Source organism: Mucilaginibacter sp. R-33, from assembly GCF_049949235.1.
In the GTDB taxonomy this organism is placed as follows: Bacteria; Bacteroidota; Bacteroidia; order Sphingobacteriales; family Sphingobacteriaceae; genus Mucilaginibacter.
The window spans coordinates 5,314,882-5,326,436 of record NZ_CP188089.1; the positions used below are offsets into that span (position 1 = coordinate 5,314,882).

Annotated in this window: 10 protein-coding genes and 1 pseudogene; 3 read left to right on the forward strand and 8 right to left on the reverse strand. The window is 42.6% G+C overall.

What is annotated here, in order from left to right:
• Positions 1 to 51 precede the first annotated feature (51 nt).
• Positions 52 to 1,632 (forward strand): M1 family metallopeptidase, encoded by a 1,581-nt coding sequence (locus ACP26M_RS21960; protein WP_426583305.1) that lies wholly within the window; start codon positions 52 to 54, stop codon positions 1,630 to 1,632.
• A 231-nt stretch (positions 1,633 to 1,863) separates the two neighbouring features.
• Here the strand turns inward: ACP26M_RS21960 and ACP26M_RS21965 are convergent, their stop codons facing one another.
• Positions 1,864 to 2,235: a response regulator gene (locus ACP26M_RS21965; protein ID WP_090532688.1), complete on the reverse strand. Its 372-nt coding sequence runs from the start codon at positions 2,233 to 2,235 to the stop codon at positions 1,864 to 1,866.
• Positions 2,236 to 2,510: 275 nt separating this feature from the next.
• On the opposite strand from ACP26M_RS21965, the gene ACP26M_RS21970 reads away from it, so the two are divergent.
• Positions 2,511 to 3,914: a glycoside hydrolase family 30 protein gene (locus ACP26M_RS21970; protein ID WP_426583308.1), complete on the forward strand. Its 1,404-nt coding sequence runs from the start codon at positions 2,511 to 2,513 to the stop codon at positions 3,912 to 3,914.
• 36 nt (positions 3,915 to 3,950) lie between these two features.
• Complete coding sequence (locus ACP26M_RS21975; protein WP_426583310.1) at positions 3,951 to 5,741, forward strand: cellulase family glycosylhydrolase; 1,791 nt, start codon at positions 3,951 to 3,953, stop codon at positions 5,739 to 5,741.
• 641 nt (positions 5,742 to 6,382) lie between these two features.
• Here the strand turns inward: ACP26M_RS21975 and ACP26M_RS21980 are convergent.
• From ACP26M_RS21980 to ACP26M_RS22010, 7 genes and pseudogenes are all read right to left on the reverse strand, one after another.
• Positions 6,383 to 6,823: a hypothetical protein gene (locus ACP26M_RS21980; RefSeq protein ID WP_426583312.1), complete on the reverse strand. Its 441-nt coding sequence runs from the start codon at positions 6,821 to 6,823 to the stop codon at positions 6,383 to 6,385.
• Positions 6,820 to 7,263 carry a hypothetical protein gene (locus tag ACP26M_RS21985; protein WP_426583314.1) on the reverse strand — a complete coding sequence of 148 codons (444 nt, stop codon included), beginning with the start codon at positions 7,261 to 7,263 and terminating at the stop codon, positions 6,820 to 6,822. The genes ACP26M_RS21980 and ACP26M_RS21985 overlap by 4 nt, the downstream gene beginning before the upstream one ends.
• A gap of 124 nt (positions 7,264 to 7,387) precedes the next feature.
• Entirely contained in the window at positions 7,388 to 7,948 is a 561-nt protein-coding gene (locus ACP26M_RS21990; RefSeq protein WP_426583316.1) for an REP-associated tyrosine transposase, read from the reverse strand.
• A gap of 79 nt (positions 7,949 to 8,027) precedes the next feature.
• Positions 8,028 to 8,372, reverse strand: a complete 345-nt coding sequence (locus ACP26M_RS21995) for a hypothetical protein (RefSeq protein WP_426583318.1) — start codon at positions 8,370 to 8,372, stop codon at positions 8,028 to 8,030.
• Between the two features lie 13 nt (positions 8,373 to 8,385).
• Positions 8,386 to 8,493, reverse strand: a pseudogene (locus ACP26M_RS22000) (ATP-binding protein); the annotation flags it as partial.
• Between the two features lie 554 nt (positions 8,494 to 9,047).
• Positions 9,048 to 10,586: a YifB family Mg chelatase-like AAA ATPase gene (locus ACP26M_RS22005; RefSeq protein ID WP_090532677.1), complete on the reverse strand. Its 1,539-nt coding sequence runs from the start codon at positions 10,584 to 10,586 to the stop codon at positions 9,048 to 9,050.
• A 121-nt stretch (positions 10,587 to 10,707) separates the two neighbouring features.
• A complete protein-coding gene (locus ACP26M_RS22010) occupies positions 10,708 to 11,115 on the reverse strand; it encodes a hypothetical protein (RefSeq protein ID WP_176626232.1) in 408 nt (135 codons plus the stop codon).
• Positions 11,116 to 11,555 lie beyond the last annotated feature (440 nt).

Sequence of the window (11,555 nt, forward strand, 5' to 3'; positions counted from 1 at the left end):
AGCTTGTTTTTATTAGCTTTGTTGCAGTACAAAACAAACTGAACCAAGGCTATGCGCAGGATATTTTTTGTTCTTTTATTGTTACCGGCCCTGTTTACCATGCCGGCATTTGCCCAGGTTCCAGGGGCGCAGATTGATGTTAAACATTATACGTTTGATATTAAACTTAATGACGCCGATAATAATATAGAGGGAAAGGCCACGGTTTCTATAAAGTTTTTGAACGGCGCGGAAGGGTTTAGCCTCGACCTGGTGAAAAAGAATGCTGAGGGTAAAGGCATGCTGGTATCGGCAGTGACCGAAAACGGGAAGCCGGTAAAGTTTACCCAGGACGATGAACAGCTAAAGATCAATACCCGCGCCTATAAAGGGAACACCCGCGATTATACGATAAGTTATAGCGGCATCCCGGCCGATGGGTTGATCATCTCGACCAACGCATTCGGGCACCGCACGTTTTTTGGTGATAACTGGCCTAACCGGGCCCACAACTGGCTCCCCTGCGTTGATAATATTGCCGACAAAGCCACGGTTGATTTTATTGTAACCGCGCCCGATCATTACCAGGTAGTATCAAACGGGCTGCAAACCGAAGAAAAGCAACTCGACGGAAAGCTCAAACTAACCCATTGGGTTGAAGCCGTTGCGCTGCCTACCAAAGTAATGGTTATAGGCGTAGCTGAGTTTGCAGTTGACCGCCCCGGTGATGTTAACGGAATCCCGGTTTTTACCTATGTTTTTCCGGAAAGTAAAGAGGTTGGGTTTAAAAGCTATGCTGTAGCTAAAAACATTCTCCCCTACTTTATAAAAAATGTTGGCCCTTACAGCTACGAAAAATTGGCCAACGTGCAGTCGAAAACCATTTTTGGCGGTATGGAAAATGCCGGTGCCATATTCTACTTTGAAGAATCGGTTAAAAGTCCGGATATAGAGGAATTAATGGCGCATGAAATTGCCCACCAGTGGTTTGGCGATGGCGCCAGCGAGAAAAGCTTTGGCCACCTTTGGTTAAGTGAAGGCTTTGCTACTTATATGACCAATCTTTATCTCGAAAATAAATACGGGGCCGATACCTTAAAAACGCGCCTTATCGGCCAGCGTAAAAAAGTGCTGGATTTTGAAAAAGAGCGTTTAACGCCCGTGGTTGATACCGCTGTTAAAACAAAATTTATGCAGCTGCTTAATGCCAATAGTTACGAAAAAGGCGGTTGGGTACTGCACATGCTGAGGCGCAAACTGGGCGATGATGTTTTTTGGAAAGGGGTAAGAAACTATTATTCAAAATACCAGGGCAGCAATGCCAATACCGATGATTTGAGGCGGGTAATGGAACAAACCAGCGGCAAGGACCTGAAACAGTTTTTTACGCAATGGCTGCGCAACGCCGGGCACCCAAATTTGGCGGTTAGCTGGAAGTATAATGAAAAGGATGGTTACATTACCATAAATGTAACCCAAAACCAGGCCTATGTTTACAATTTGCCGCTGGAGGTGTCTGTTGACGGGCAGCTGTTAACTGTGCCGGTAAAAGAGAAATCGACAACAGCCCGTTTCCGGGTAAAAGCCAAACCGGCAGATGTTAAGGTAGACCCGAATATAAACCTGCTGGCATCGTTTGAGGAAAAGAAATAGAAGCGGTTTTTAATGAGGGCTGTCATTGTTTGACCCTCTTTTTTTGTTACGGATAGTTATAAATTAAATATATTTTTTGATCGGTATGAAAAATATGGGCGTTGCCTGCGGCCCGTGCTATACGCTCATACTGCACCGGCATTAGCCACAAGGCCGGTATCCGCTCCTATCACTAACGCAGCCCTTTGCACTATCCCTAAGAAAAAATTTATGGCATAATAGCTATCCCACCTACGCCGCTATCACCCTGTTGATCACCTTTTCCAGGTCTTCCAGATCAAATGGTTTGGCTAAATAGCTTTGGGCGCCGGCATGGTTGGCCAGGATCTGGATATCGCTGTTTGCCGAAAAATAAATTACCGGTATTTCTTTAAGCCCTTCGGTTTTTTTGAGGGTTTGCGTGGCAATGATCCCGCCCGAATCGGGGATCCAGTTATCCATCATGATCACATCAGGCAAAATGCCCGAAACCTTTTCAACAATGTTATTGCAGTCGCTAAATGTGTGCACTTCCCACCCTTGTTCCTCCAAAATATAACTGCAAATAGAAAGGATGTCCTCGTCGTCATCAAATATGACAATTTTTTTAGATGGAGTATTCATTGGATAGTTGTATGTGAATTTATAGAAATCTTTTCATAAAAACAAATGTTTTAAATTGCAAATTAAATTTGCGCAGTTAAACAAGACTTTATATCGCCCTGATTTAAATTAACCCTATGGGTAAACTACTTCTTAACCACTACAAAATTTAATTATTGACTTTGTAACCGATTAATTACTACGTTTTATTAAAAACAGTAATATTTTTACTCATCCAATTTTAACAGCCGTATTAATTCCTGTTATCCAACAAATAAACCTGTAAATCCTGTTTCATGAACATGCAAATCAAATCGATTTTATTGGGCGCCATGCTGCTTGGCCCGGCCGCTGCAATAAACGCGCAAACAAAGGCAAGCTTATGGCTTACCCGGGCCGACAGATCGGCACTTTTTGAGCAGCAAAAAGTGCCGCTTACTTTTAAAACCGGGAACGCCGGCGGCACTACTATTACTGTTAATGATAAGCAACATTACCAGCCGATAGACGGGTTTGGATTTGCATTAACCGGGGGCAGCGCTATGCACATCATCCGCATGAATGCCGAAAGCCGGGCCGCGCTGCTTAAAAATCTTTTCGCGGTTACAGGGAATGATATTGGTATCAGTTATTTAAGGCTGAGTATTGGCGCATCCGATCTGAACGAGAAAGTATTCTCCTATGATGATATGCCCAAAGGCCAGACAGATCCAACGTTAAAACATTTTAACCTTGGCCCGGATAAAACCGATGTGATTCCGGTAATGAAACAGATCCTGGCAATTAATCCGGCAATCAAGGTATTGGGTTCGCCATGGTCGCCGCCGGCCTGGATGAAAACCAATAATGATACCCGCGGCGGCAGGTTAAAACCCGATTGTTACCCGGTGTATGCAAAATACCTGGTTAAATATATCCAGGCGATGAAGGCCAATGGAATTAATATCGATGCCATCACCATTCAAAATGAGCCATTACACCCGGGCAATAACCCCAGCTTGCTGATGGTTGCGCCCGACGAAGCCGACTTTATCAAAAACAACCTTGGCCCAGCGTTTAAGGCGGCAGGCATCAAAACAAAGATCATTGTTTACGATCATAATGCCGACAGGCCCGATTACCCTATTTCGATATTGAACGACCCGGCTGCCCGTAAATATGTGGATGGTTCGGGCTTTCACCTGTATGGCGGCGATATCTCGGCCCTTACCGATGTGCACAACGCCCATCCTGATAAAAACATTTACTTTACCGAGCAGATGACCGTTGAGCCTGAAAATCAAAGTACCATCAACATAGCCTGGCCGGTAAAAAGCCTTATTATTGGCGCAACCCGCAACTGGAGCCGTAACGTACTGGAATGGAACCTTGCCGCTGACCCTGAATATAAGCCCTACACCGACAGGGGCGGCTGCCCAATGTGCCAGGGCGCCGTTACCATTGATAAAAACCAAGTAAAGAAGAACATCGCTTATTATTCAATTGCTCACGCTTCCAAATTTGTACGTCCGGGTTCAGTACGTATTGCATCAAACAATATGGATACTTTACCTAATGTGGCTTTCAAAACCCCCGATGGCAAAAAAGTACTTATCGTAGCCAACACCAGCGATGGCGCGCAGGATTTTAACATCCAGTACCAGGGAAAAGTATTAGCTGTTAAACTTGATAAAGGTTCGGTTGGAACGTATATCTGGTAATATAAACCGGTTTAGAAAATTTAAATGCACAACAACATGTTAACATCGTTAATAAAAAATATAAAGGTGAGCTCTGGGATTAAAGTTATGCTGGCCGCAGCTCCTGCATTATTTGTCTCGTTACAAGGAAATGCGCAAACCGGCTTTTTAAAAGCCGAAGGAAAAAAAATAGTTGATGAAAAGGGGCAGAATGTATTGCTGCGAGGGATGGGTTTAGGGGGATGGATGCTACAGGAAGGCTATATGCTGCACATTAACAAAGACAGCCGGCAGTACCGCATTCGTGAAAGGCTGGAAGAGCTAATGGGCCCGGCCGAAACTAAGGAGTTTTATGATATCTGGCTGGCCAACAATACCCGCAAAATTGATGTAGACTCGATGAAACGCTGGGGATTTAATTCTATTCGCCTGCCGATGCATTATAACCTTTACACCTTGCCGGTTGATAAGGAGCCCGTTGCCGGTAAAAACACCTGGCTGGATAAAGGGTTTAAAATGACCGATGACTTACTGGCCTGGTGTAAAGCGAACCACATGTACCTGATCCTTGACCTGCATGCCGCCCCCGGCGGACAAGGCAACGACCTGAACATCTCCGACCGCGACCCGGATAAACCATCACTTTGGGACAGCGAGGCTAATAAGCAAAAAACCATCGCCCTTTGGCGTAAACTGGCCGAACGGTATAAAAACGAACCTTACATAGGCGCTTATGATATTATCAACGAGCCAAACTGGGGTTTTGATGATCCTCAAAATGATAAAAACGGACTGAAGGAAAAAACAAACGGTCCGCTAAGAAAACTGATGGTTGATATTACTGCTGCCATTCGCGAGGTAGATAAAAAACACATTATTATTATTGAGGGCAACGGTTGGGGCAATAACTATAACGGTATTTTACCCCAATGGGATAAAAACATGGTGCTGAGCTTTCATAAGTACTGGAATTTTAACGATCAGAAGTCTGTTGAGCATATCGTAAAAACACGCGACCAGTATAATATACCGGTATGGCTGGGCGAAACCGGCGAAAACTCAAATACCTGGCTTACCGAAGCTATAGGCTTATTAGAAAAAAATAACATTGGCTGGTCATTATGGCCATTGAAAAAGCTGGGCAATAATAACCCGATGGAGATCCGTTCAAATCTGAACTATGATGATGTGGCAAGGTACCTGAACACCGGCAGGAATAAACCTAACGAGAGCAATACGTATAGCGGCACCCTTGAGCTGGCTACGTATGCTAAATTAGAAAATACCATTATCCATCATGATGTCGTCGATGCTATTTTCAGGCAGCCGCACACAACCGTTACTAAGCCCTTTAAAGCCAACAAAATTGGCAACGGCACCGTGATCAATGCTGTTGATTATGACCTGGGCCGCAATGGCTATGCTTATTTCGACACCGATACCGCCGACTATCATACTTCAGGCAAACCCGGCGTAGGCAACAAAGGCCATATTTACCGGAACGACGGCGTTGATATCAGCAAAGATTCTACGAAGTATGACAGTTACTATGTAGATCATATTGAAACCAAAGAATGGACCCAGTACACAATACAGGTTAAAACACCGGGCATATACTCCCTAAGCCTCAAAGCGGCATCCGCCACTGATGATGCCAAACTATCTGTTTTAGTTAATAATATAACCCAGGCAAAAGAAGTGGTGGTTCCCAACACCGGCGGGCCAAAAAAATGGCAGGTTATTGCTGTTAAAAATATTGCTTTAAAGGCAGGCGCCAACAAAATAAAGATATTAGCTAATAACGGAGGGTACAACCTGCATTACCTGCAGTTTTGGAAAGGGAAGTAAATACAGGGACGCTATACTTATTTAAACAGCCCGGAGTATATATTATTTGCTCCGGCTGTTTATTTATCTGAGATGTAACAAATGATTTTTTTCCTTTACTGGCGTAAATATGCAGGGTTTGCCTGCGGGCAATAGCTACTTGCACTTTCGAGTTTAGCTCGTGATTTTTTTAATATTATTTTTCTGATAAAAGCTATTGTAAATAAGTGCTTTTATAGTTAAATTTATTATATCAATTATCAATGTCACCTAACATAGGGAGAAGTCGTTATGAAAAAACAAGCTACGATAGTTTGTCAGCCTGATAAGACTGAAACTACCCAACCATTACAGGTAAATTGCCCGCCATCTCATCAAAAAATGTATCGCGATCATACACATTGCGATCATGTGCATGGCAGGGTTAACAAATTTCCGATTGGCAGCAACCGGGGGCCATGCTTCTTTTAAGTTAACTGGCTATTTAATATAATAGTACAGTTGGCTGTATGGCTTAAAGTTTTGCAGGTAAACTGCTAAGCTGCATATCCCAATTTGCCCGTGCCGGGCATCAGCCCCGGCTTCGCCGGCAATTGAATAGTTTTGTATTGCCCGTTATTAAATTCCAAATTAGCTGTTGTATGGGCCAACTTTATATTGGCCTACTGGTTAATGTATTTGTATTTTTTTTGCCCATCTTGTACTTCAATTGTTTTAATAGTACTTACCGGTATTGCTTTTTTCACTGAAAGAATCTTTGACTGAACACCGATAACAGAGTCCTGGATAACCCAGGTGCGGTCGAAGTAAAAGGTTGATCGCTTGCCATTGATATCTGTAAAACGTATTTCAATAGATGGCCCGTTCTTTAACTTGTAAGGAGTTCCGTCTTTGTCGAAACATTTAATCGAATCAATAGGATAAACACTATAGGTATGCTTATGCCCAAGAGGGTCCTGGGCGGTAACCTGTCTTAAATTCACCGTTTCCAGGGTTGGCACCTGCTCCAGGAAAGTACCAACAGGCATGTAATAGGTTTTGCAGGAGCTTGAAAAAATTGTTAGTGCTGCTATAGTGATAAGGAGTAAAGGTTTGGTTGTCATTTTAAAATAGAAATATCAAACTTTAAACCCATTGGGCCATTTAACCGCGTTTTCATGATGATGTTTGCGATCTCAGCCGGCAATAAATTTACATTTAGCGGAGTAACCGGCGTTGCCACTAAATGATAATTCGGATCGTTAAAAAGACCTAAGTTTGTTTTGTCGAAAGCATAAAGTCCTTTCATTGCCATGTTTATAAAAGACGATAGATACTGCTCGTCTGCCTCTGAATTTATGATGTTCTCCAGATCAGGGTTAATAACAAACTTGGTTGTATATGGCAAGCCCTCAAAGTATTCCTGCAATACCATATTGTTTCGAGCAGATTCCGCAACAGACCGCGGTAAACAAGTACCAGCAGATATCATAAAGGCGACTTCTTTTCCGTTGGTTAAATACCAATCAATATCAAAGGCTTGCTGGTCGAAGTCGGTGTACATATTTAAGTTTTTTTATTTGAGAGTTTTAATCAGTTACTTCGTAATAACATCCTTCACTTTACTGGCGCAAGTATGAAGGGTGGCTGGCGGGCAGTTACTTGTGCCTTCTTAGTTTTTCTATAATTTAAGCCAGTAACGGATCGACTAATAAAATATCAACCAAGCCCGGTAAATCATAGTAATCCCGTGCGCTGCTGTATAAGTAATCTTCAGGTTTTTCTACAAATCCGGCCTCTACTGGGTTGTTATGAATGTAATCTAATTTTTGATGCAATACTTTATGGTTAAAAAGCATAATGGGATGATTGTCCTGTTGCCATAATTGAAACTTTTCGTTATTACTGTTTTTCGTTCCGGCGCGTTTCATCAGCCATAAAAGCCATTCCTTTCGGCTTTCAATAGGATTGTTTTCAATTGTACTTCGTAATATGGCTGCGGTGTGTTTTTTCATATCACGCAATATGTCCTCCAATTTATTGCTGTTGCTTCCAATAATCATGTGAACATGACTGGTCATAACACACCATCCATATATTTCAAGACCCTTATGCTTTTGACAATGCCTCCAACTGTCAAGCAATACCTGTTTGTATTCATTTCTTATGAAAAGGTCTATCCAATACACAACAGAAAAGCTTACAAAGTATAATTTATCCTGATCGTGAAATTTGTATTTGGTACTCATATTTTCGAATATTTAGCACAAGTAGCCTTTTCACACATTGCCATCCCTTCATACTTGCGCCAGTGGGGCGGGGGCTGATCTAATCATTCACTTCGTAATACTCATCATCTTCGTTCTCCCGATATTTTTTATAGTTTTTCATTGCAGATACAGCCGTTATAAAGTCGCGTTCTATTCTTATATCAAACTCTTCTTCTTCAAAAAACTTATTGCAATGAGGGCAGAGGTTATCTCCACTATACCCATAAACATTAACAACATTCAAATTAGCTTTGCCGATATCATTACCTCCCCAAATCAGTTTTTCACCCAGCTGATATACGAGTTGCCAGGTATCGCCAAAACGAAATTGAATAACAACCGGGCGTACCTGATCGCAGTTTCCACATTTTATTTCTTTTTTTAAAATATTAAAAGTCCCCATAAGTATCTCATCTTTACCCAGCCCAACCCTCTCTATCCAAACTCCTGAAATGAATAGCCTCAGTTAAATGCTCCGGTTTATTCTCCTCACTCACTGAAAGATCAGCGATAGTGCGGGATATATGGTAAAGGTACAAATCGCCAGATTTTCATACTTGTGCCGGAGTGCGTTGAGCAATAATTCTGGTTAGTTCTTTCACAACTTTGTCAGAGGAGTTTCCGTTAAATAAATACCGGCTACCATCAATAAACTCCAATTTCATTCTGTTTATCAGGAGCCAAGAGGTTGTTAAATGCATGCATTGATTTACATCTTTTGTAATGTCTTTCCCGAAAATGCTCTGAATAATTATAGAATTTTCAGTTAAAATTATAGTCTTTGAAATGTATGAGATTGCTGTAAAAAGTATTACAAATCCCAATAGACCCCAAATCAATTCAATAAAATCTCGACAAAAAAATCCGATAATGATCACGCAGGAAACGGATATCCAATAAGCCATGCGATTATCGTTCTTATTTGTTACACTTGAAATGGATTTGTTGCTAATCATTTATTTTTGCCTTTATACTTGTACTTATTCTCCGAACAAGAATAAAACCAAAAAACGCTACCCTTGCTGTCCGAAGTTTCCGGTTCGGATTACTCTTTCCGGAGACGCTGTCTCGTTGTACCTTACCCAGCCCAACCCTCTCTATCCAAACTCCTGAAATGAATAGCCTCGGCTAAATGTTCCAGTTTAATTTCCTCGCTTCCGGAAAGATCGGCAATAGTGCGGGATACTTTCAGTATGCGGTCGTACGCCCGTGCCGAGAGGCCGAGTTTTTCCATAGCTTTTTTGAGCAGGGTTTGGCCTGCCGCATTGATCTTACACAGGTCGCGCACCATTTGAGGGCTCATTTGTGCATTGGCATGCAGATCGGGACGATTGCCGAAACGCTCTACCTGGATTTCCCTTGCCCTGATCACACGTTCGCGGATGAGTTCACTTTTTTCGGCAGCACGGTCAGATGACAGCTCGCTGAAGTTAACCGGTGTTACTTCCACATGCAGGTCTATCCTGTCCAGCAGCGGGCCGGAAATTTTGCTCAGGTATTTTTGTACCATACCCGGCGGGCAGATGCATTCTTTTTCGGGATGATTATAATATCCGCATGGACAGGGGTTCATGCTTGCCACCAGCATAAAACTACTGGGATAATCTACCGTAAATTTAGCGCGTGATATGGTTACCCGGCGCTCTTCGAGCGGCTGGCGCATTACTTCCAGCGCGCTGCGTTTAAACTCCGGCAATTCATCTAAAAATAAAACGCCGTTATGGGCCAAAGAGATCTCGCCGGGGGCAGGGTTGCTTCCCCCTCCTACTAAAGCTACATCGCTAATAGTATGGTGAGGGCTCCTGAACGGACGAATGGTTACCAGGGCATCGGCAGCGGCAAGTTTGCCTGCCACCGAATGGATCTTGGTGGTTTCTAACGATTCATATAAGCTTAATGGAGGCAAAATAGAGGGCAGCCTCCGGGCCAGCATGGTTTTACCAGCTCCGGGCGGACCAATCAGGATCACATTATGGCCGCCGGCCGCGGCAATCTCCAAGGCACGCTTAATATTTTCCTGGCCCTTTACTTCGCTGAAATCGCTGTCGTAATTGCATAGGCTGTCGTAAAACTCTTCACGGGTGTTTACTATTTCGGGCTTAAGCTCGGATGTGCCGTTAAAAAAGCCAACGACGTCTTTAATGCTTTCAACACCGTAAACTTCCAAATCGTTTACAATGGCTGCTTCACGGGCGTTTTGTTTAGGGAGGATAAACCCTTTAAAGCCATCTTTTCGGGCCTGTATGGCTATGGGCAAAGCGCCTTTTATGGGCTGCAGACTTCCATCGAGTGAAAGCTCGCCCATGATGATGAATTTATCAAGGGTTTCGGGTTCTATCTGGCCGGATGCGGCTAATACGCCAGTAGCAATAGTAAGATCATAGGATGAGCCTTCCTTTTTGATATCGGCCGGGGCCATATTAACCACTACCTGCTGGCGGGGCATCCTGAAACCGCAGTTTTTTAGCGCCGATTCTATCCTGAAATAACTTTCTTTTACAGCCACATCGGGCAGGCCCACAATGAAATATTTTGTGCCCGATGCAATATTCACCTCAACTGTTATGGTAATAGCCTGTATCCCATAAACCGCGCTTCCAAAAGTTTTAACCAACACAGTGATAAAAGTTTAATTGAAGCGAAAGATATAGAATTTTGATGAAGTGATAAAGCGGGACCATATAAAACAAAAAACCCGCCGGTACCGGCGGGCCTTCTTATAATCACATTGTTTAATCTCATCTTAAAAATGTTCCGGCCTGGCAAACAACCAGCAGCATGGTGCAGGAAACAATCACACAAACCATCAGCATTATTGACCATGTATTGGGATTGTGTTTGCTGATGCGCGCAAAAGCGGCATTCACCTTTTTAAAGTAGCGGCTGTTCAGCAATACAAAATAATTAAGTACAAACGCGCCTGTGGCGCCCAGTAATATCATTAAGCCGGATACCGGACTTAACTGAAACCAGCCGGCGGTTAAAAATAACTGTGCAACACTTACTAAAATGGCCAGCAAAATGATCATCAAAAAGCTTGCTCCAAAAAGAGCGTTGGCTTTTGGCAATCCGCCGTGACCAAAGTTTTTAACATTCCACCTGTAAAACGTTACATAAATGGACTTGTAGGTTTCTGCTGCTTTCATAATGTTATGGTTTTAGGTAATTAATTCGGTACAAACTAATATTACTTGCGTAATATTAGTTTAAAAACGGAATTGGCAAAATTTTATTGCGGACATGCTTGACTTTTATCGCATTTGTATTCATTTATTTGGTTTGATGTTTATATCGCAAAAAAACAATGCGGAGAAAGAAATAATTTTATTCTGCATGGCTCCGGGAAAAAGGACACTTTGGTAAAATCAATGTTACAATACCCAAATATCTCCCCTTTTTGTAGCATATCAGGCAATATTAATGCTGCTTTCGTGTTATTAGAGCACATTTATAGCATATAATGCTGCCTACGGGGTTATGGATGTAGTGGTTAAGCTGAGGGAGCAGTTTTTTATGCTTTAAACGTTTAAGCTTGATATTTGTCGAATACGCGTCTATCAAAAAAATTAACCAACATGCTAACATC

Bases quoted from the DNA above. Each gene is read 5' to 3' on its own strand.
- ACP26M_RS21960 (WP_426583305.1), top strand. From the start codon at position 52: ATGCGCAGGATATTTTTTGTTCTTTTATTGTTACCGGCCCTGTTTACC.
- ACP26M_RS21965 (WP_090532688.1), bottom strand. From the start codon at position 2,235: ATGAATACTCCATCTAAAAAAATTGTCATATTTGATGACGACGAGGAC.
- ACP26M_RS21970 (WP_426583308.1), top strand. From the start codon at position 2,511: ATGAACATGCAAATCAAATCGATTTTATTGGGCGCCATGCTGCTTGGC.
- ACP26M_RS21975 (WP_426583310.1), top strand. From the start codon at position 3,951: ATGTTAACATCGTTAATAAAAAATATAAAGGTGAGCTCTGGGATTAAA.
- ACP26M_RS21980 (WP_426583312.1), bottom strand. From the start codon at position 6,823: ATGACAACCAAACCTTTACTCCTTATCACTATAGCAGCACTAACAATT.
- ACP26M_RS21985 (WP_426583314.1), bottom strand. From the start codon at position 7,263: ATGTACACCGACTTCGACCAGCAAGCCTTTGATATTGATTGGTATTTA.
- ACP26M_RS21990 (WP_426583316.1), bottom strand. From the start codon at position 7,948: ATGAGTACCAAATACAAATTTCACGATCAGGATAAATTATACTTTGTA.
- ACP26M_RS21995 (WP_426583318.1), bottom strand. From the start codon at position 8,372: ATGGGGACTTTTAATATTTTAAAAAAAGAAATAAAATGTGGAAACTGC.
- ACP26M_RS22010 (WP_176626232.1), bottom strand. From the start codon at position 11,115: ATGAAAGCAGCAGAAACCTACAAGTCCATTTATGTAACGTTTTACAGG.